Raw genomic sequence first — 22,943 nt, forward strand, 5'->3', positions numbered from 1 at the left:
ATGTTGTACGGACGAGTGATTGGAACTGCCGTGTCAACGGTCAAGCACGCATCGATGAATGGTCAGAAGCTGTTGGTCGTACAACCCTGTATGGCCGATGGGAAATCGCCGGATGGCGATCCCCAAGTTGCAATTGATGGAGTGGGTGCTGGGATCGGTGAATTGGTCATGATTACCAGTGATGGTGCGAATGCTCGCGAATCGTTGCAAGCTGATCGCACGCCCGTCCGCTGGACCGTAGTGGGAATTGACGACGGTTTAGCAAGGTAGATAGGGAAACTATGGAATTGAATTCGGCCAAACTCGATCAGATCGTAAGCGAGGTTGTGCGTCGGTTGCAAAATGCCGATTCGCCGGTCGCTCAGGCTGAAGATCAGTCCGTGCTGGTTGTTGACGATCGTGTGGTCACTTCCGCGCTGTTGCAAGGGCGTTTGCAAGGAGTAGCTCGTCTGCGTGTGCGGGCCGATGCGATTGTAACACCGCTGGTACGTGATTTATTGAAAGATGAATCGGTCCAGTTGCTGAGAAACCCGTTGCCGAGTAAGCAGTCGCCGCAAGTCGGTTATCTGCTCGTTGACGGAGCTCATGAAAAAACGGTGGCTCTGGGTGCACAGCTCCGCAGAGAACAACGCCCATGGCAGGTTGCATCCGATTGGGAATCCCTGCTGCGTTCGTTGAAACAGTCACCGCAAGCAATCGCTTTTGTGAGTTCGCCACGTTGGGCCGAGCGTTTGTGCTGTGCCAGTCAACAAGGTGTAAAGGCGGTCATTGCCGCCGATTTGATCTCTATTGATGAAGCTTGCGGGCAAACACCGATTCGCCTGATGATCGTCAATTCAAGAAGACATGCAGAAGCAGAGATTGTGGAGTTTGCCCGTCGTTTTGCGCTCCTGGCAAATTCCTAAAGCGAGATTGAATCATGCGAATTGCTCAAGTCATCGGAACGGTCACATTGAATCAGACCTTGCCAACGTTGCGGGGGTATCGATTTAAGCTGGCAGTTCCCTTGTCGCAGGCGGACTTGAGCTCGAGTGACCCACCGAATGCAGAACCGCTTGTTGTCTTCGATGATTTGGGAGCCGGGATTGGAGACCGGATTATGTTGAGCGAAGGTGGCGAAGCCGCCCAGCCATTCCACCCAGAAATGATGCCCATCGACGCTTATAACGCTGGCATCCTCGACGAAATAAACCTTGAATTATAACGATCGCCTTCGCGCGATCCGCCATCGAAATCCAGATAGGAATCAAGCAACATGGTTAACGCCCACAAAATAAAACAAGACATCTGTGAGATCGGTCGCCGAATCTATGACAAAGGCTTCGCCGCTGCGAACGACGGCAATATCACCGTCCGCATTGGCGAGAACGAAGTGCTTTGTACACCGACGATGCACTCCAAAGGATTTCTTAAGCCAGATGACATTGCGACGGTAGACATGCAAGGCAAGCAAATCGCTGGTCGAAAAAAACGTTCCAGCGAAGCTCTCCTGCATCTCGAGATTTATCGTCAGCGGGAAGACGTCAAAAGTGTTGTCCATTGTCACCCACCCCATGCAACTGCTTTTGCCGTTGCTCGAGAGCCCATTCCTCAATGCGTATTACCTGAGGTCGAGGTGTTTTTGGGCGATGTTCCCATTACCAAGTATGAGACGCCCGGCGGGCAGGCGTTTGCCGACACGATCCTGCCCTTCGTTGACAAGACCAATGTGATCATTCTTGCTAACCATGGCACGGTGAGCTTCGGTGAAAATGTAGAGCGTGCTTACTGGTGGACAGAGATTCTGGATGCTTACTGCCGCATTTTGATGCTCTCCAAAAACTTGGGCCGCGTGAGTTATTTTTCTCAGGATCAAGAAAAAGAATTGTTGGACCTTAAACAAAAATGGGGCTTCAGTGATCCACGGAATACGTCGAAATACGAAGACTGCGATATTTGTGCAAATGATATTTTTCGTGAAAGCTGGTCAGAAGCTGGCGTAAGACGATCCGCTTTCGAGGCCCCACCTGCGATGCCCGCCAACGCGACGCCCGCCAACGCGACGCCCGCGACGGCGGATCAAGAGGCGCTCGTGCAAGCGATTACTGAACGTGTGATGGCCGAACTGTCCCGAAGGTAGGAATTGACGCAATGAAAGTTAGTATTATCGGAGCTGGCGGTCTGGTTGGATCTTGTGCCGCGTACGCTCTTCAATGTGGCGGTGTCGTGCGTGAAATCGCCTTGTTAGACGTGAACACTGAATTAGCAGCCGGTCAAGCTCTCGATCTGTTGCATGGTGCACCCAGTACGGCCGATCAAATTATCGCATCGGGGGGCTATGAGCATATCCCCGACTCCGATGTGATTTGCATTACCGCTGGATTGCGACGGAAGCCGGATGAAAGTCGACTCGACTTGATCAATCGAAACGTCGACCTTTTTGTGAAGATTTTGGATGAGATCAAACGCGTCGGCACGAAACAGGGCGTGATTGTGCACGTGGTATCGAACCCAGTTGATATCTTGACTTATCTTGCGGCTCATCGCTTAGGCTTGCCGGCTGAGCAAGTCATCGGACTTGGTACCCAGCTCGATACTATTCGTTTTCGTAGCCTGATTTCGCAGCAACTCCAATTGCCACCGACTCAGATGTCCGCCCTTATTCTCGGCGAGCATGGTGACAGTATGGTACCGATTTGGTCAAGTGCGACCGTGGCCGGTTTGCCTTTGGATAAGATGCCGGGTTGGACCCCAAATTTGGCGAATGAATTATTTAAACGCACCAAGGGATCCGGTGCCGAAGTGATTAAACGCAAAGGAGGTGCCGGTTTTGCGGTTGGCATCGCCATCCGTGACGTGATCGAATCAATCGCTCTCGACAGTCAGCAAATGCTACCGGTGTCCACGGTTCAAGCCGGTTGCTACGGAATACGTGATGTGGCGTTATCTGTTCCCACTGTGGTTGGACGTTCCGGTGCCATCGCGCGTCACGAAATTGAACTGTGGCCAAAGGAGATGCAAGGACTTCGCAACAGCGGTAACGTACTTCGGCAGACGCTTGGTACCGTGCTGCAACGAGTTGGCTGATCGCCCTTTTCTGGTCCTGTCGTGACCGGCTGAATGAGCCCCGTCGGCAAGCATCCATAACAACAAAGGTTGAGGAGCTTGTCGACTGTTGACCGATCGAGAGTGGATAGACTCTCGCTTCTTGCCTTGAATCCTTCGGAATGAATCTGACTCGGGATGACGCTCCGTGGTTTAAGATGGAACCCGTGGTTTAAGATGGAACAAGGTGCGTCGAGGACGATATCGCCACATTTCTTAACTGCGCTCTGAAAAACGATCATTTGTGGCGCTAAAAATGGAAAACATTTTGGCAGCTTTTCCATTTTGGGTTACTGTAAAGAAATTATGATCCGCTTTATTTTGTTGGGTCTTATTTGGCGAGGCGAACCGCTTTGCGGTCGCTTGCGCGGGAACGTCCTTTGATATTTGTCTTTACTTGCTTTTAGTCGCGGGTTGTTCGGTGTGTCAGTTCGGTGTGTCAGTTCGGATGCGGGATTCACGCTGATGCGGTGGATTTCGATTGTCAGCTGACAGCGCGAAACGTGGATATTCGAGGAGTTGTTATGCGGTATGCTAGGCGTCGACAGCGGTGGGCAAATCGGAAACGATCATTTCACCAGGTGTCTTTGGAGGCACTCGAGAGCCGAGTTTTGCTGCATGCCGATCCGATCAAGATCAATTTTCAAACCGATACCAACATCGATCCAGGGAGCTATCCTGAGCTGACTGGCTATTGGGCTGATGCGGGCAGTTCCTACGGCAACCGAGGTGGCGGACAAGTTTATGGTTGGTTAAACAGTTCTTTGAGACCGGATCGCCAATCACAGACGCGTAATCGTGGTAATCGCGATGCGACGGACGAGCGATACGACACGTTGAATCACTTTATCAAAGGTGACAACCACAGTTGGCAAATCGCGCTTGAAGATGGTTTTTACGACATTCTGATCATGGCAGGTGATCCAAGTCACACGGATCAGGTAAACGATCTTTATGTGGTCAGTGGCGACAATCAAGTGCGCTTAGATGATCCGGATGGACCGGATAATTGGGACGAATATCAAGTCGAAGCCTTTCAAGTCACGAACGGACTCTTGCGCTTAACGCCGGATACCTCACGCGGAGGGTCGAACCACAAAATTGCGTTTCTTGAAATCACCCACCGTGATGATTTGACTGCCACGTTGCCAGCAGTAACCAACACGGCCGCCAGTTCGGTGACAGCCCATGAGGCGTCGATGGGCGGATTGGTGACCGATACTGGAAATGACGAACCGCAAATCAACCTTTATTATGGGCGGTCGGACGGTGGTGTATCGGCAGCCTCTTGGGAAAATGTTGTCGATCTTGGCGAGCAGGGCGCGGGCTATTCGTTTGTCGCGTCTGGCTTGAGCTCTGATACAACTTATCACTATCGCAGTGCGGCGACCAATGGTGCTGGAACCGTCTGGACGACCGCCAGTGAGTCGTTTCGGACATTGACGGTCAACGCGCCTGCCGTCAAAAATTTGCCGGCTCAAGATGTGCTCGCTTCCGCTGCGACGTTGCGAGGGCAACTGATTGATTCCGGCAATGAGACTCCTACGGTGACAGTGTATTGGGGGCCGACTGACGGTGGTCAAGATGCTGGGCAGTGGGCCAATCGTGTCTCGCTCGGGGCTCAGGCGGGCGAGTTCGATCTTTCGATTACGGATCTTGCATCCGGAACGAACTACTTTTATCGAGCACAGGCCACGAATTCGGGTGGAAGTGGTTGGGCGACGGACTCTGCTTCCTTGCGAACACTTGATGTACTGGCTCCAAGTTTGGGGCCGATCGTGGCATTGGATGTCGATTCATTCGAAACGGTAATCTCAGGTCAGGTGCTCGAAACAGGGAATGAAATTCCTCAGATTACGCTTTTCTGGGGCAAATCGGATCAGGGTACACAGGCGGATGGTTGGGAGCAGGCAGCGGATCAGGGGTTTGTGAACGGTGGTTTTTCTTCCACACTGACGGGGCTTGATGACGACACCACCTATTTTTATCGCGCTCGGGCAACAAATTCTGGCGGCACAGTTTGGACAAATGCGGGGCGATCGTTCAGGACGCTCAAAGTTACCCTGCCGATTGTTGAGCATGGGCCTGTCAACGCGGTCTCTTCCGCTTCCGTGGAACTTGTCGGGCAAGTTGCGGATCGCGGGAACGACGCGCCATTCGTCGAGTTTTTCTATGGAACTACCGACGGTGGTGCGAATGAAGAAGCGTGGGATCAAGTCGCAGAGGTAGGAATTGAGTTCTCGGCCTTTTCCACCAAGCTTCGCAATCTACAAGCCGAAACACAATATTTCTTCCGAGCTCGTGCGACGAATGCCGCCGGCATAAGTTGGGCCGCGGAGAGCCAGGTTGTCACGACGACCGCAGCCCCAAAGTTGCTGATCAGCGAGTTTCTTGCGATGAATGATCGTTCGCTCAATACGCGCGTGCGTTCAGCCGCGGGAGGGGCGTTTGGTGAAAGAATCTATCCCGACTGGATTGAATTGAGTAATCCTCAGGATACGCCGGTACCGTTGGACGGTTTGTATTTAACCGACGATACTCAACAGTTGCAGAAATGGCAATTCCCCGATGGCGTGTCGATTCCCGCCGGGGGATATCTAGTCGTTTTTGCCTCGGGCGAAAATGTTCGTGACACGTCTCGTGATGAGCGCGGTTATCTGCACACAAATTTTCGTTTGTCGAGCGGCGGTGAATTTCTGGCGGTGACGTCGTCGGACGGCGTTGTGCATTCTTATTCACCAACCTATCCGCAGCAGGCAACGGATGTTTCTTACGGCATCGATCAGGATGGGCAGCCTCATTATTTTGCAGCGTCATCACCGGGCAGCGCGAATACAGCGGATTCGATCAACTTCGTCGATGACACCCGCTTTAGCCACGACCGTGGGTTTTATGATGAACCCTTCGAAGTTGAGATTCGCTCAGACACCCCGGGTGTCACATTGGTGTACACCTTGGACGGTACTTCGCCAACGAAAACACATGGTACGCGTGTGGCTGCTGCCAACGCTGAGACACTTGCCGTCGCAAGAGTTTCGATTTCAACCACCACCACATTACGGGCGTTCGCTTACAAGACAGGATTTGAATCAACGAATGTTGATACTCACACCTACATCTTCCCTGAAGATGTGCTGGAACAGGCGACCGACCCGAATAACGGTCAACAAACCACGCCGGAAGGTTTTCCGTTGAGATGGGGTTCCGTGAAGGGTGACTATCAAGTCGACCCCGACATTGTGAATCATGCCAAGGAATCGGATCGACTACATGCCGAGGACTTGAAGTCGGTTGCGACGTTGTCGGTGGTAATGGATACGAAAGACTTGTTCGGCTCCAATCAAATCTATCTATCTGGCTCAGGCAGTCCCCGTGCGGCTTCGTTCGAACTAATTACCGCTGATGGTAGTGAGGAATTCCAGATTGATGGATCGGTGCAGATGCAGGGCGGTTCGAGTACGAATCGGTGGAAGGACTATAAATTGTCGATGCGGGTCAAGTTTCAACAGCCGTTTGGTCCAACCAAACTCAACCATTCGCTGTACCAGGATTCGCCGATCGATCGGTACGACAACATTACCTTAGATGGAGTCTTGAATCACTCCTGGTTGCACAGTGGTCAACACAATAAGCCTCAATACATTCAAGATCAGTACGTTGCTGACCTTCATAATGAGATGGGTGGGTACTCACCGTATGGACGCTACATGCACGTTTATCTGAATGGTTTGTATTGGGGCATGTATTACGTGCATGACCGCCCCGATCACGCTTGGTCCTCGCAATTGTTTGGTGGTGAAAAAGAGGAATACCACGCGGTTAAGCACAGCGGAAACAATGTTATCAGCAATGGAAATGGACAAAGTGCGCGCAGTTCGTACAACGCCATGGAGTCTGCTGCCAGAAGTGTGCAGAACGATTCTGATGATCTCGGTAAATGGGAGACCTTGCAGGAACGGCTCGATGTCGACAACTTTATTACCTATTTGCTTGCCAACTGGTTCACGGGCAATCATGACTGGCCGCACAAGAATTGGTACGCGACGGCCCACGCCGACGGTCCCTGGATGTTTCACAGTTGGGATGCCGAGCACGTAACGGATTCTCATAATGACGTGGGTGAAAGTCCCGACGGCTTGCACGGCATGCTGGACGGCAATTACGAGTATCGAATGCGCATGGCCGATGCGATTCACCAGCACTTCTTCAATGACGGAGTTCTTACCAGAGACAGCAGTTCGCAGCTTTGGCGGGATCGAATGGATGAGATTGATCGCGCGATTGTGGGCGAGTCGGCTCGTTGGGGTGACAACCGAAGTCTTCGGGCCCATACGCGAACCGATTGGTTGAGATACAACGGCGACGGCGGTGGCTTGTTGCAGACTTATTTTCCGACGCGATCTACAACGGTGCTGAACCAGTTGCGTTCAGCGAATATCTACCCGTCCTTGGACGCTCCGGAATTCAATCAGCATGGCGGTGCCATTCAGGCTGGGTTCGAGGCAACGCTGCGGAATCCCGATCGTAAAGGCACGGTCTACTTTACAGTCGATGGAACCGATCCTCGCGAGGTTGGCGGTGGGCTTGCAGCGACTGCCCAGGTTTATTCGGGCGCGATCGAATTGCAACAGACAACTCAGCTGATGGCTCGGATCCTGGACGGAGACAGTTGGAGTGCGTTGACGTCGGCAACTTTCCGAGTGGGAGCACCGACTGCCGGAGATCTCGTGATCTCTGAAATTAATTACAATCCATATTCTGCCATGTTGGATCAGGGCGAAGCGAATGTTGACCCCGACCAGTTTGAGTTCGTTGAAATCACCAATGTTTCCACTCGTACTCTTGATCTTGGTGGAACAAGTTTTGTCGATACTGTGATCGGTGGCGGACGTGAAGGGATTCGCTATGAGTTCGATTCACAATTGGTCGCTCCCGGCGAACGTGTGGTGGTCGTTAACAATGTCGATGCGTTTCGTTCTCGATTCGGAGCCGGGCCACGGATTGCCACGGGACGATCGGGCGTCGATAGCCGTTCCGGCGAATACGGAGGGCAACTAAACGACGGGGGTGAATTGTTGACGCTGCTCGATTACAACGGCATTCCACTGCAACACCTGGAATACAACGATTCAGGGCCTTGGCCCGGCCGCGCCGACGGCGGTGGCAGTAGTCTGGAATTGATCTCTGCCTTTGCAGATCTGCAGGATCCTGACAATTGGCGCGCAAGTAGTGAGTGGGGAGGATCTCCTGCGACAGGTTCGGCAGGGCCGGCCGATGAGCTTGTCATTAATGAACTGTTGACTCACACCGATTTGCCGCAAGTCGACCAGATCGAATTGCATAACGCATCGAACGCACCCATTGACGTTAGCCATTGGTATGTCAGTGACACGGGGCAAAACTATTTTCGTCATTCCATCGACAGCGGTGTTTTAATTCCGCCGCAAGGTTATCTCGTGCTCAATGAAGAGACTTTGGGCTTTGGCTTCAAAGGGGAGCAGAATGATGACGCCTGGCTGATTGCGGCAGATGCGAATGGAAGACCATTACGATTTATGGATCACGTCAAATTTGGTGCGACGCAAAACGGCGTATCGATCGGCCGTTGGCCGAATGGAAGCGGGGCGCTGTTTCCGATGGACAGTCTGACCATGGGCCAAGAAAACAGCAGTCCCCGACTGCCAGAGATCATGATTTCGGAATTGAATTATCATCCGCCAGCCGGAGAGCAGGGCGGGCTGGATGCAACGGATCGTGAATTTGTCGAGCTTTGGAATCCCTCGATGACGCCAATGGATGTTAGCCATTGGCGAGTGAATGGTGCGGTTGAATTTGAACTTCCGCAAGGCACCGTGTTGCCGGCAGGATCCGGACTCGTGGTGGTACCCTTCGATCCGGCTGCGGACGTAGCGAAGGCAACCGCCTTCCAGCAAGTGTTCAGTGTGCCCAATGGGACGCGATTGGTCGGGCCGTACGATGGCGTACAAGACAACGGTGGCGAACGATTGCGATTGGAACGGCCCGAAGATCCAGCCCAGTTAGGGCTTGGATATGTGCTTGTGGATCAAGTTAAGTACGACGATCAATCGCCATGGCCGATCTCAGCCGATGGGCTGGGCGCTTCGTTGCAACGAATCAATCCGGCCGCTTACGGAGATTTTCGTGCCAGTTGGATCGCGGCGGCACCGGACCCAGGTCGTATCATGCTGACGGACTTAACCGGTGATCTAAATGGGGATGGACGTTTGTCGGCGGACGACATCGATGCACTTTGTCCGTTATTGCAGGCCAACGACACGACCGCCGATTTAAATGGGGATGGTGCCACGAATAATGCAGATCTGACTTTCTTAGTCCGAGATTTGCTGGGCAGTGATTTCGGTGACGCTAACTTGGATGGACGCTTTAACTCAAGTGATCTGGTGGCGATTTTTAGTGCGGGTGAATACGAAGATGCCGTTGTTGGAAATTCTGGCTGGGCCGAGGGTGACTGGAATTGTGATGGTGATTTCACCAGCACCGATCTGATTGTTGCTTTCCAGGCTGGCAGTTATAGCGCAGCCGCCACACCTGCAGCAGTTGACGGTGCGGTCAGGCTACCAACTCCCGAGTCTTTGCTGTCCGAACCCTCCCTGCAGCAAGCTGATGAACTCGCCGGTGACGGAACGATTCGGATGGCCGATCCATGGGCTCCGACCGCCTTGGAAGAGCTCGCGGTTGTGGATCAGTTATTCGATCAGAGCGAAGATGATCCGGCACCCTGGCTGACCGAATCCGTCGATGAGCTCGAACTGGATTGGAACGTGTAGTTCTAGCTATTCCGGATTTTTGTCGGCTGTTTTGCGCAATCTAGTGGCAAAAAAGTTTGTGAAATGCGTGGCTCTTGATAAATCCCCCCCAATCCGCGTGACAAAATTCTGTCGATCGGAATAATCAAGGCTGTGCAATCGCACGAACAGGGGATGAATCTAGTTGCTTGTCAAGTGTCGCTCCAGTATCAAAGGGGTTTGCATGCGCTGACTACGTCTATGCACCTTGGCGAGTTGACTTTTGGGAGCTTTCTGGAAGATAGGAGCGGTCGGGGAAGATGTCGCGTAATTCAAGAAAACGTTTCTCTTGTTGTCGAAAAAATAGACCGTATCCTCCTCGAAGGAATCCTCGTTTAAGGAACGAGGTTTTGGAAGAGCGGCGGATGTTGGCTGCGACCGATCCGACGCTTGATCCCATCAGCGATTTTGCCGTTGACCAAGACGTGCGCGAGTGGCACGAGCCGGCGTTGGGAGAAGCAATTGTTTTATACGATCCGCAAACAGGGGAAATCTCGGTAAATACTTCCCAGCCGCTCACAACATTTGAGATGAGGTCTGGAAATCGAATCTTTACCGGCAGTCCAGCACTCAATCGTGACTCTCCCTTTGATGTGGATCGCGACGATAAAATCTTCAAACTCTCCACGGAGGGCTTTGGAGACCTAAGCTTCGGAGAAGTGGCTCAGGTCAACTACGGACAAACGGCTCTTGAGCAAGACTTGGATTTTGATGGTACTTTCGTCGATGGGGCACATCCGAACTTTGTCTTGATCAGCGCTGGTAACAACGATGAAGCAGTTATCGTTAATCTGTCTGGGATCACGGCGGGTGATGATGGACCACAGCCTTTGAGCATTACAGCAATAAGTGATAATACGAGCCTGATTTCTGATCCGTTCATAACCTATCTTTCCAATGATCAGACGGGTCGTCTTGCGTTTTCGCCTCTGGCTGGGCAACACGGCGTGGCTACGATTACGGTGATGGTGGAAGACGGTGGTCCTGATCTGGAATTGAATACCTCAGCTGATAATGCCAGGTTCAGTCGTAGCTTTGATGTGACTATCAATCCACCTTTAGTGGTCAATGCTCCGCCAACCCTGGATGCTATCGACACCTTGAATATCGACGAAGGGACGGTCGATCAGATTGTGGATCTTTCTGGTATCACTGCTGGCGGAGATGATGCACAGCCGCTACGAGTTACTGCGACGAGTAATGATCTCAATTTGGTTAATCATCCAACGATTAGTTATCGATCAGGGGACTCGACCGGCAGTTTGTCCATAACAACTGTTCCAGACAAAAACGGTACGGCGACGATTCAAGTGGTTGTCGAGGACGGTGGACTGGATGGAGATCTAAGTACGACCGATGACAATGCAGCGGTGAGTCGTAGTTTCAATGTCACCGTCATTCCAGGGAATGATCCGCCAACCCTGACGGTGGCCGGTTTGACCATGGAGACTCCGGTTTCCGAGGACTCATGTTCGATTTCGCTGGATCCAACCGCCTTCGATGTGGATGCTGTTGGTTTGTTAGAAGATCCTGGATTTGCCATCGCAGCTCCTCGGATGGATGAGAGTCCCATTGCCGACGGTTTGATTGCCGATGGCGAATATGCCAATCAGTGTTTCTTTACCTACGCAGAGAATGAAAATCCTGGTCATTCGTGGCCTGGACTCGATAACCTAAATGATGGAGATGCTGATCTGACGAGTAGGGTTCATTTTGCGCACACGAATGAATCTCTTTTTATTGCCTTTGACGTGACGGACGACTTTTTAGATTTGGACCCGGGTTCCTCCGTCAAAAACGATGGTGTCGAGTTGTTTATTAACGCTGATCTTGATTCTGGCGATGCTTGGGGGCCAGGCAAGATGCAGTTGTATGTTGATGCTTTTGAAGGTGGGACGGATTTGGGGCTCAACAATCGTGGTTCATCAGCGGGGATTTCAGCCGTTTCAACGATCGGTCCAGAAGCGGGTGAGTTTTACAGTGCCGGTTTGGTGCGTGAAGATGGATCCGGCTATGTGATTGAGTTTGAGATTCCGCTGGCTTCGTTGGACACTGCGGGCGGAGACGGTGATCGGGTTCCCGTCACAACCGGTGACTTCGTGCTGATCAACGCAGCTGTTGATGACAACGATGCCGGTGATAATCTGAATGCACAATCGGGCCACCATCTTCTTTGGCACACTGCCGGGGCGAGTTCGCCGTGGGGTGGTGGCGAAAAAGTTTGGAATGTCCCATTAGCGTTTACTGAATCTGGCAAGTTGGTTATCGACGAAGATACCCCTGAACGAACTGTTGAATTGGTCGGTATTACCGCAGGAGGCGATGAATCACAACCACTGCGAGTTACCGCAACGAGTAGCGACATTTCGTTGATTGATCATCCGAATGTCAACTACACTTCCGACGACTCGACCGGCAGTCTCATTTTGAATCCGGTTGGTAACCAGGGCGGCATGGCGACGATTACCGTTACGGTTGAGGACGGCGGGCTGGATGGGGATTTGGATACGATCAACGATAACGACAGCTCCAGTATCGAATTAGAAGTGACTGTTAAGGTGAGAAACAAGCAGCCGACACTTGATGCAATTGATAACTTGGCGATTGCAGAGGATGCGATTGAACAGATGATCAACTTCTCTGGCGTCACCGCGGGTGCTGGCGAATCGCAGTCGATCAAAGTGACGGCTGCGAGTGACAATGAAGGATTGATTTCCGATCCGTTCGTGAGTTACACATCAGGTAATTCCACGGGTCGTTTGATTTTCTCACCGGTTGCTGATCAGAGCGGTACCGCAATTATTACCGTGTCGGTGGAAGATAGTGGACTTGATGGAGATCTGGATACTTCGGCTGACAACGCCGTCTTCAGTCGTAGTTTTGAGGTTTTCGTTAATCCAATCAATGATGCTCCGACGCTCGATGTACTGGCGGACTTGGGGTTGAATGTGGGGAGCGGACCACAGGTTATGGACTTGGCAGGTATCACTGCAGGACCCGGCGAGTCTCAACCGCTTAGAGTTACTGCGCTTAGTAACGCTGTAAACCTAGTTGCCCATCCAACCGTTGGTTATACGTCCGACAACACGACAGGCACTTTTTTAATAACGCCGATTGGCGCAGAAAGTGGCACGGCCACGATTACGGTCACGGTGGAAGATGGTGGACTTGATGGCGATCTCAGCACGTCGGCTGATAATGCTCGATTTAGTCGAACGATGCAGGTGGCAATCTATCCCACGGGTGATCTTACCCGAGATGGAAAGCTGGATGCGGATGACATCGATGCGATCTGTCCGCTGATCAACGCTAACGCGAACGTTGCCGATCTGAATAACGATGATTCCATCGACAATAAAGACTTTGTCTACTTGGTTCGCGATCTGATCGGGAGCGACTTTGGTGACGCCAATTTGGATGGACAGTTTGATTCGAGTGATCTGGTTCAGATCTTTGTCGCCGGTGAATACGACGATGGTGTGAGTGGGAATTCAGGTTGGGCCGAAGGTGACTGGACCTGCGATGGCGAGTTCGATAGCTCAGATTTAGTTGCCGCCTTCTTGAGTGGCAGCTATGTTTCGCCAGCTACTCCTGCAGCAGTTGACGGTGCGCTCAGCCTGCCGACGCCCGAGTCTTTGCTGTCCGAACCCTCCCTGCAGCAAGCTGATGAACTCGCCGATGACGGAACGATTCGGTTGGCCGATCCATGGGCTCCGACCGCCTTGGAAGAGCTCGCGGTTGTGGATCAGTTATTCGATCAGAGCGAGGATGATCCGGCGCCCTGGCTGGCCGACTCTGCCGATGAGCTCGAGCTGGATTGGACCGTGTAGACTCAAGTCACGCGAGACTGTTGGGTAGCAGATGCCCAAGTCGGACGGTCATGGAGGCTGTTACGGACGTGAATCCCGTCATGACGCTTGAAGTCTGTAGCATTCATGTCGGGGCTGATTTCTCTGTCGATGTCGCATGGAAGGCGATTGATATCGGCACCAAACGTTGATCCTTTTCTACGCCGGGCTTTTTGATGCACCTGTGGAAGTACAGACTGGTGTTTGCCTTGATGATCGTAGAAACGGTGGAGATCTGAATCTTACAGCGGCCGAGCTAAGAGCATTGTTTCAGGAACGAGTGAAGCTGGCCTCTCCTGATCTGAACGAAGTTGCTGACTCGTTTTCGGACTTGTATCGCGACCACCAAGATGATGTTGTCCAAGAAGTAACTGTCGAGTCGGTCAATGAGACTCCTTGACACCTGGGTTGATCCACCGACGGGACGCAGTGGCGGAGTGCTACTGTTTTTTCATGGCGGCGGCTACACCATGGGCTCGACGGAAGATCATCTTCACCTTGTCGCAAGCCTCGTCCGACAGTCGGGGATTTCTCTCTTGGGCGTCGACTATCGTCTTTGTCCGGAAGACCGATTTCCAGCTGCTCTTGATGATGGGGAAGCGGCCTATCGCTGGTTGCTGACGAACCACCCATCGCCAGCAGGTATCGGTGTTTCCGGGATCTCTGCTGGCGCGCTGCTCGCAACCCAGTTGATCTACTGATGTCAGGAAACAAAGCTGCTATCGATCAAACCGTAATGTTTCGTCAGGATGGTTTTGCAGCTCTGCGTTCCCAGTAATCGGCCGGGTTCGCTGTTGTGCACGAAAGGAATGCCGCGACTGTTACTCGAGCACGTGACAGGCACGACTCAATCAACTTCGAATAAGCGACGTTTCTTATTGAACTTATCAACCGGATCGTCTTGACTGGTTTTTGCCGACATGGCACTGGCGATGTCGAGCAATAATTGATGGTCGAAGACTAGCGGGGTGGCGTCGCGAGAATAGCTGCCTGCCTGGAAGGCGAATACCAAATCAGTGGTATTGAAATCTCCGTCATTGTTCCAGTCGCCGTCTTCCCAACTCGAATTGTTGGGGGTTTCGTCTTCGTACTCACCTGCTTGAAAAACGATCACGAGATCTTGGGAATCGAATCGGCCGTCGCGATTTGAATCGCCCGGGACGAGTTGGGCTGTCGATTGGCCCGGCGATCCACCCGTTGAACTGGCTTGCCATCTACTGGCATCATTCCATGCGTCGAACTCTTCGCTGTAGGGGTTGATGACTTCTAGCGATGATCCGTTCCCGTCTGTTTCAGGGTACCAGTCATCGTGATAGCTGAACTGTTGCAGGGTTTGATTGTTGACCGATAGAGTGATCTGTTCTGAACGGTTACTCAGTCCGCCTGTCCACTGCCCTGCGACCGGCAGTTGATTGCCATAACGCGATTGGAAGGCGCTGCTGTTTTCGACGACCAACACGTGAGCATTCGGCTCGAGTGTTTTCACCAATCCTGATCCGAACGCGAACTCAATACCTTGGCGTTGGCCTCCGACGTTGGATTGCCTTAGATCAGCGCCGGTTAAGTCGATTGTGTCTGCTGAGATGTTGACGAGTTCGATGAATTCGAACTCATCTGCATCGGTGAATCCAGCAGCGATCTCCTCGGCCGTGGGATCGGCTGGGTGATACATGACTTCCGAGATTCTTAGTGGGGATGGATTAGGGGTTGAGGTGGCCGTTCGCAGCGTGCTCCATTGATCAGTCCAGAGAGTTCGGGCGCTGATAACTGCGTTTTTAGGAACTTGAATGGGACCCGTGTATTTTTGGGCACTTGGGGAGAGGCCCCGTGCCGAGATCGTACCTGCCTCAAGCTTGGGGATCATCAGTAAGTCGACATTGGTGGCATTGAAATTCAAGGCTTGGATTGCGAGGACGTTGCTTCCTGTTTGAAGCAGCTCGATTTCACGATTGAGGTTGAATGTTTCGAATTCGATCGCTTCGATGTTTTCTCGCACATGAGTCGAACGTGAATTCCAGATCGGGTTGGTTGGCGCGTTCCTTCGAGCAATTTCTGTTCCGTTCAAATAGGCAACGAAGCCATCGTCATATTTGAGTGATAAGGTGAGTGTTTCGAACGCTGCGGGGTTTTCGATCTGAAACGGGATTCGCAGGTACGCGGTGGCGTTGATCCCTTTCATGGGTTCTGCGATATCAAGGTCGATGAGCGGTGTTAATTCTCCGGTCGTGTCAAATCCGACTCCCGTTTTTCCAGGGATCCAATCCGAATCGTTAAAATCATTGGTGATCCAATTAAGATTCAAAGCATCGTTGGCTGGTATGTGGGCTCGTACCTCAGTCGCTACGGGGAACAAAGCAACTCGTTCGACGGTTGCTGCTTTCTTCTGCGGGTCACTCCCATCGAGTGTGAAATAGATGTCGCCATTTTCAGCAGCCATCTTGAGTTGGCTGTCGGCCGCGATAAAATCCTGAGCCATCAGCTGACCATCCACGCGGAAGGCCGGACGATCTGAGAGCGGAAACAAATCAGCATGTCGCAGCTGCTCAATGACAGTGTCAGCTCGGCTGGGGCCGTCTGCTGGTACGTAGGTGTCTCTCATCCAAGCGACGGCGGCTTCCCAAGTATCCGGTGTATATCGGCCCGATCCCCAACGGGCTGTTTCAGCAACGATCGCAGGACGCATGGTTGCCGCTAGTTCATCGATACTGGCTCGGACATTTTTATCTGTCAGGATTCCATCTCCCAACAAATGCAGCTGAGCTCTTTCGGCCAACAATTCGAGGAATTCGGGATACTGAAGTACGCCTCCAGCTCGTGTGGCGAGTAAACCGGGGCCGCCAAAGTTCACGATGTCGATTTCGGCGCCGATGCGCATGAAAAGGTCGCTGTCCCAACCGAAGAACTGAAAGCCGGCTCCGGATTCACGCTTGCGGCTGGCCATCCAATTGGCTTGCTCCCGCCAGTCAATATTGTTACCTCCGTAGAACTCAAGCAAGATATAGTCGGCATAGTTTTCGACGTCGAGGTATTTCTTGACTTCTTCGTAGCCTTTATCCAGCGAATTCAGCAGCGTGTTCCAGGCTGCCTCATCTCCATCGATTGCCCTGCCTGCATTGATCGCGTCGTAATCTTCGGGTTGACCCCCAAAGTGAGCAGCCATGAACGCCGCATTCGGACGTTCCAGCAGTTGGTATTGCCCCCAATAGACTCCGTTTAAATACAAGTGTACGAATTGGCCTCGGGGCGCCGGTTGTCCCATTTCTATTTGCCGATCGTTGACCCAACGATTGCGTAGATAATTGCCGGTACCCGTTGTCCCATCCCAGAAAGGCGTGTCGTGCGAACCGGGACGCAACAACAGTTGGTTAAATTCGCTGACTCCCTGATCAGCGAAAACATCGAAATTGAGTTTGGTCGGTCCATAGATGTTTTTGAAGCTGAGACGCATCGATCGTTTGGGAAAGCTGACGGCTGTTCCACCGAACACTTCGACACCCGCATCAATCTGAAATCCTGTTGATCCATCAGGGTGGATTAACTCGGCAGATGTGAAAATTTCGCCTTTGACGGAGATGGGCTTTGCCGTCATCAGTGACATTGTTGGAAGCGATGTCAGCGAGTCGACCACTTGCGATCCCCAAACGGGATCGTCAATCACTCTCGCGTGCATTTCTGCTTGAGCTTTGACATCTTCGGGGAATATAAATGAATGGGACTTCGTGTTCGAATTAATCCAGTCGTCGTGATAACTCGCTGTACGCAATACGGTGGTTGTCGCAACCTCGAACGCTTGTTCGTATCTTTTGGCGGTCGGGTTATCGGGGGTGGGTGCGGTTCCGTCTGTTGTGTAATAAATCGTCGCGTCCGGAAAACCTTCCGAGCTCAACGTGAGTTCGACCGTTTGGTCGTAAATGCCACGTGAATGGCTGAGGGCGGGGTCCGTGACGAAGCCTTGATAGAATTCTGATTGATTGGCTTGGCCAGGAGTGACTTCGGACGTGTATTCAAAGTCTGCGCTTAAATTGACATCCAGTCCCAACAGTTTGGCATCGATCAAAAAGTCAGAGCCCACTTGCCGATCGTCGAAAGCATGGATTGCCAGGACGTTGTCTCCGTCAGTAAGGTGACTGACGGCCTGGGAGACATTGATCGATTCAAATCTGTTGGCCTCGGCTAACGGTCTGTTGGATGATGCGATGGAATCGAAATTCGCTGGGTCAGAAATATTGCTGCGAGCAATTTCAACCCCATTCAAGTAAGCGACAAAGCCGTCCTCGTAACGAACTTGAAGCACGAGCGACTTGAGGGTGTCTTTGTTTTCAACAGCAAATGGATATCGGACATAGAGCGATGATGCGGAGGCCATCGCTGTGTCCAGTTCTGTGAGAATTGGCCCTTCCAGTCGTGTGATCGCTGTGACTTGAGTCGAAAACTCACGCCCAAAAGATCGCCCACCCGTGAATTCTTCTCCCAGGGTTATTTTTCCTGACAGGGGCCCGTTGAATCGTCGAACCGATTCCGTGTCGCTATTGGCCCAGACGATAGAGCCTGCAACATCGGTTCCGTTGTCACCGTCTTTGATCCCGAAAAAATACTCTGCCGATTCCACCAAATCACTTCCATCGATTCGTTCGAATGGAAATGTTTGTACACCGGACCCGTCACTGTTCCGCGTTGTTCCAATGCCAGTGATTTCAAATCCCTCGTCGGTCGACCGGAAGACCAACGGGGTGACGGAATTTGTTTTTTCAGAATAAAACGACCATTCTGCAACTCGACCGGATTCCTGGAAGGGGCGGCTTTCAAAGATCACCATGGAACCACGGGAAAAATCAAGACGTGACCGATCAATCAGTTCAGCTCCGATCGTTTGACCTGTCTCGGGTTCACCATCGCCGCGGTCGAATCCGAGTGCGCCCATTTCACCTTTCGAAAAACTTGCATGCTCGAAGCCAACCTGTTTCCAGGCTGGATCGAGTGCATCATCGACCGGAATGGAATACTCAAGCGATCCCGCATGCAGCAGCGTACGCTCGGTCATCGGAAGACCGTACGAAATATCGGTGCGCTGTAATGGGAACTCATCCCATGTGTGCAAGGGTTGACCAGTTTGGTCGGTTAAAGCGAGATATTCGCCCGCTTCGGAGAGTCGGAAATTGGTGTGCAGAAATCCATTTTCATCCATGGTTGGGTCAGTGATGTTGTTTCCGGAGGCAAACACGACCAAATAATTGCCTGGTTCAACCCAGGTTGCAGCAGGAAATTGCCATTTGGTGCCCTCCGTAAGCTCATCTGTTAAATGCATTCCCCCCAGATCGAGTCGTTGAGCGGAGCTATTGAAAAGCTCGATCCAATCGGGGGATGTTGCTTCTCCAGCGAATTCGGATCCGTCAGATGAACGAGTTCGCGTTGCGAGCGTCGAAGTGCTATCGGCCACGAATTCGCTGATGATCACCGGCTGGGTTCCCTGATCTAGATCGCCAGCGAGTAGCAGCCGTGACTCGAGAGACTCGAATTTAGCTCGACGGATGCTATTTCGCTGAAGTCGGCGTCCGAATGGGTTCATCAGAATTCCTTGTCGAATTGAGTAACCAATGTCACCGACTCGGTAAAGCGAAATGACTCAACCTCCCCGTTCGAGTCCCGTAGTATGTCATCTGAATTCCAGGAATGCACATTCAAATTATTTTTCCGGACAATATTGATGGGTGATAGGCACAGTTAACAAATGATCATTTGTTCGAACGTGATAATTCTTGACTTGCGCGAGTTCCTTCAATAGATTGCGAGGATAGGTCTTTTCATCTTTTCGTATCAAATGTGCGCGGTCTGTGCTCGGAGGAGACAATGGTGATTCAGTCTTTTAAGCGATTTTTCTTTTTGTTATTTGCCCTGTGTTGTTGTGTGCAAGCAGCCGAAGCCGTCGTGACACAGCAATCGACGAATAATGTGCTTGATGATGGTACCGCTTGGCTATGGGTTGAAGGCGAGGCCGTTGCAGACTTAACGAGAATTAATCTCGACGGCGACGTTCTCGAGATAGGGAATCCAAATGCGCGTTTCATCGTCGTGGACCAGGAAACGCCGATGAAAACTATTGAATTGGATGTGAACGGATTTGATGTGATCGGTGGCGGCTTGGATGTGCTGCCGGCTGCTTCGAATGCATCGGGTGGCGGCGCACTTTTTGATAACTGGACGCCCGAGGGACCCAATGATGGGGCAAATACTGCCACTTGGCAGATGCAATTTGAGATTCCCGCCACCTACTTCATGTACATGCATTACACGATGTTCAACCGTGATGCAGTGCCAAACTATTTGAATGAAGATTCCATCTATGTTCCGCCGGCATTCAACATGAATAGTCGGATGGATTGGGTGGGTTTCGAAGGTGAGAGATTCGACACCGAAGAAGAAGAACTTGGAAATAGCAGTCGAGATGGATGGATGCCCCTGTCAAAAAATGTTGTCAGCAAAGGCGAAGTTGAGACCAATGACGACCCGTTCAGTGAATTTTGGAACGGAAACTTTCACTGGAGCATCAACAATCAGGCCGTCAATATGGATGAAAATGATTTTTGGGTGAATGATGTTGGTTTGGCAGTCAAGTATGAAGTCACTGAGGAAATGGTTGGTCAGGTACTCGATTTCCAAATCTCGGCCCGAGAGCCCTACGGTGCGATTGATGGCTTTTTGTTTGCCTCGAGTGACCTTTTGCTTGAAGACTACACACAGGGCGAAATAGACGACTTCTTCTTGAATTCCAACGTTGATCCGGGAGTTGTTGGCGACTTTGATGGCAGCGGTGCTTTGGACCTGCCGGATGTCAACTTGTTGAACGCAGAAATCAACGCTCAAACCAACAATGCCGAATTTGACCTCACCGAGGATGGAAAGGTCGATAACGCTGATCTAGGCAATTGGGTCTCTGTCCAACGTAAAACTTGGTTTGGTGATGCGAATTTGGATGGTGAATTCAATTCATCGGACTTAGTGCGCGTTTTTCAGGCCGGAACTTATGAGCTGGAACAACCCGCCACCTGGGATCAAGGCGATTGGAATGGTGACCTGAGGTTCAACTCGGGCGACCTTGTGGCTGCATTTCAAGACGGCGGTTATGAGGTAGGCCCGAAGGCTGCTGTCGTGGTTCCAGAGCCCGCAACGGTGTCCATGATTTTGATTGGTTTGGTCTCGCTGATGATCAAACGAAAAAAAATCGGGTGATTTTGTAAAAATAGATTATCAAGCACCGGAAATTGTTTGCAATTTATTTCGTTATTGATAGTTTCCATATTCCGTGCCGAGGATTGCATTCGGTACCGCAGTCAAAAAAAATTAATTAGTTGCGAGTAACGCTAATTATCGATTTAAAAAAAGGTGCGAGTTAACTGCCAAAAGCAGTCGGCTTGTGCCTTTTTTCTTTTGAGTCATTCATTGCTCCCTAGGTTTTTCCGTTATTTGTGAGGTAATCGTGATGCGCACTTTGATTGTTCCTTTATCCCTTTTGTTGACTTTGGGTCTGACTTTGCAGACATCGGCTGATTTAGTTGGGCATTGGCCCTTGAACGATGGTTCAGGAGCCGTTGCAAATAACTTGGTCGATGGTGGTGCAGATGGCCAAATCTATAACGCGGAAACAGGCGGTCCTGCGGACGGTTCTGTTTGGGTTTCTGACGCGACTCGTGGAATGGTGATTGGCTTTGGTGGACAGGCTGCCGCCGATACCGGATTTGTTCGAGCTGGCGACATTCCTCAGATGACCCTTGAAAATGACTTCACATGGTCTTTCTGGTCGAATACGGATCCGGAAATTGCAGCGAACCCCGGGAAATTTTCCGGTATCGTTGGTAATCGATATCAGCCCGGTGGAGGTGATTACAATCCTCGTCAATTCATCAAGTTCACGCCGACGGCTTTCGAATGGCACATGAACGCCAATGGCAATGACAACGTTGGCTTTGGTGACGACGCTCTCGTCCCGGGCGAATGGGTGCATCAGGCAGTTGTCAAAGATGGTGAGTCATTGACTTACTATCGTGATGGTGCTGAAACCTTGACCGGAGCCGTAACTCAAGCTTTAGACGCCCCAATGCCTCTATGGTTTGGTGGTGACGATGCGGGTGACGCGACCGAGCAATGGCAGGGCTTGCTGTCTGACGTGCGAACCTATGATCACGCTCTTTCGGGTGCCGAAGTCGCTGCCCTTTTGGGTGGAAGCTACTGTGCAACTTCGACAGCAGATGTTTGCTACGACTTTGATAGCGACGAAGGCGTTGCTGTATACGGTGACGGCGAAGTTCGTGCCGAAGGTGGTTATGCAGGTGGTTACTTGAAAGTGACCGATGCAGCTAATGGCCAACGTGGTAAAGTCATCGTTCCTGATTCCGGACTCGGTGGACAATTTGTCTTCGGTGGTCGTACGGGTGGAGCCAACGCTGCTCATCACATCGACAACCTTGAAGCAAGTGTTGCTGACGGTCGAGTTGACATCAGCGCTCTCTTGCGAGTTGGTGGTGGTACGGATCGTCCCGCTGACGGTTTCTCCTTTAACTTCGTCAAGCCTGGCGATCCCACTCTCGCCGAAGACACCAACGGTTGGGCTGGCATCGGTGGCGAACCTAACAACCTTCCTGAAGAAGGTACCACGACTGGTATCTCGATCGGTTTTGACGAGTGGCAGAGCGGTCCTAACGCTCAAGACACTGGCAAGTTCACCGAAGATGATGTTGTCGGTCTTAGCCTTCGCGTTGACGGTCAGCTGATTGGACAAGCTCCGCTCACTACCTTGAACGGTGCTTTGGAAGACGTTTCTTCGCTCCAAACTGGTCCGAACGACGATGGCATCAACAACCTCGGTTGGGCTGCCTTGACGATCAGTGCTCCTCTTGATGGTGCAAATCTCGAGAACACGATCGTGACTTGGAAGGGCGAACGAGTTGAGTTCGTTCCAGAACCAGCATCGGGTCTTCTCGCTCTGATGGCGATCGGTAGTCTCTTGATGTTCCGTCGCAAGAAGTAAAACGTTGCACGGAAATTAGAACGAAATTTCAAAAGGCTTAAGGGAAACCTTAAGCCTTTTTTTTATTCCGGCCACAGATGTGCAATGCTTACTCGATTCGCTTGATCGGCGGCCCGATGATGCGGTTGATGGTCGCGTGCCGATCTGGGGGAGCTGTTGAGA

The 22,943-nt window shown here is 51.7% G+C and carries 12 protein-coding genes; 11 read left to right on the forward strand and 1 reads right to left on the reverse strand.

Annotation, left to right across the window (positions count from 1 at the left end; genetic code table 11):
• The 9 genes from P8N76_10520 to P8N76_10560 all read left to right on the forward strand — a co-directional run bounded on the left by P8N76_10520 (position 1) and on the right by P8N76_10560 (position 14,460).
• On the forward strand, positions 1-270 hold the full coding sequence (locus P8N76_10520) for a EutN/CcmL family microcompartment protein (GenBank protein ID MDG2382096.1): 270 nt from the start codon (positions 1-3) through the stop codon (positions 268-270).
• 11 nt (positions 271-281) lie between these two features.
• Complete coding sequence (locus tag P8N76_10525) at positions 282-905, forward strand: hypothetical protein (GenBank protein ID MDG2382097.1); 624 nt, start codon at positions 282-284, stop codon at positions 903-905.
• Positions 906-919: 14 nt separating this feature from the next.
• On the forward strand, positions 920-1,204 hold the full coding sequence (locus P8N76_10530; GenBank protein ID MDG2382098.1) for a EutN/CcmL family microcompartment protein: 285 nt from the start codon (positions 920-922) through the stop codon (positions 1,202-1,204).
• A gap of 51 nt (positions 1,205-1,255) precedes the next feature.
• Positions 1,256-2,119, forward strand: a complete 864-nt coding sequence (locus P8N76_10535; protein MDG2382099.1) for a class II aldolase/adducin family protein — start codon at positions 1,256-1,258, stop codon at positions 2,117-2,119.
• Between the two features lie 11 nt (positions 2,120-2,130).
• Positions 2,131-3,066, forward strand: a complete 936-nt coding sequence (locus P8N76_10540; GenBank protein MDG2382100.1) for a lactate/malate dehydrogenase family protein — start codon at positions 2,131-2,133, stop codon at positions 3,064-3,066.
• A 542-nt stretch (positions 3,067-3,608) separates the two neighbouring features.
• Complete coding sequence (locus tag P8N76_10545; GenBank protein MDG2382101.1) at positions 3,609-9,893, forward strand: lamin tail domain-containing protein; 6,285 nt, start codon at positions 3,609-3,611, stop codon at positions 9,891-9,893.
• A 383-nt stretch (positions 9,894-10,276) separates the two neighbouring features.
• Entirely contained in the window at positions 10,277-13,741 is a 3,465-nt protein-coding gene (locus P8N76_10550) for a hypothetical protein (GenBank protein MDG2382102.1), read from the forward strand.
• Between the two features lie 202 nt (positions 13,742-13,943).
• Positions 13,944-14,159, forward strand: coding sequence for a hypothetical protein (locus P8N76_10555; GenBank protein ID MDG2382103.1), 216 nt, complete (start codon positions 13,944-13,946; stop codon positions 14,157-14,159).
• Positions 14,146-14,460 carry an alpha/beta hydrolase fold domain-containing protein gene (locus tag P8N76_10560; protein MDG2382104.1) on the forward strand — a complete coding sequence of 105 codons (315 nt, stop codon included), beginning with the start codon at positions 14,146-14,148 and terminating at the stop codon, positions 14,458-14,460. The genes P8N76_10555 and P8N76_10560 overlap by 14 nt, the downstream gene beginning before the upstream one ends.
• A 146-nt stretch (positions 14,461-14,606) precedes the next feature.
• On the opposite strand, the gene P8N76_10565 is transcribed toward P8N76_10560, so the two are convergent.
• Positions 14,607-19,325: a lamin tail domain-containing protein gene (locus P8N76_10565; protein ID MDG2382105.1), complete on the reverse strand. Its 4,719-nt coding sequence runs from the start codon at positions 19,323-19,325 to the stop codon at positions 14,607-14,609.
• A gap of 281 nt (positions 19,326-19,606) precedes the next feature.
• Between P8N76_10565 and P8N76_10570 the strand changes: the two genes are divergently transcribed.
• On the forward strand, positions 19,607-20,986 hold the full coding sequence (locus P8N76_10570; protein ID MDG2382106.1) for a PEP-CTERM sorting domain-containing protein: 1,380 nt from the start codon (positions 19,607-19,609) through the stop codon (positions 20,984-20,986).
• Between the two features lie 250 nt (positions 20,987-21,236).
• Positions 21,237-22,781 carry a LamG domain-containing protein gene (locus P8N76_10575; protein MDG2382107.1) on the forward strand — a complete coding sequence of 515 codons (1,545 nt, stop codon included), beginning with the start codon at positions 21,237-21,239 and terminating at the stop codon, positions 22,779-22,781.
• Positions 22,782-22,943: the final 162 nt, after the last annotated feature.

Source organism: Pirellulaceae bacterium (genome assembly GCA_029243025.1).
Taxonomy (GTDB): domain Bacteria; phylum Planctomycetota; class Planctomycetia; order Pirellulales; family Pirellulaceae.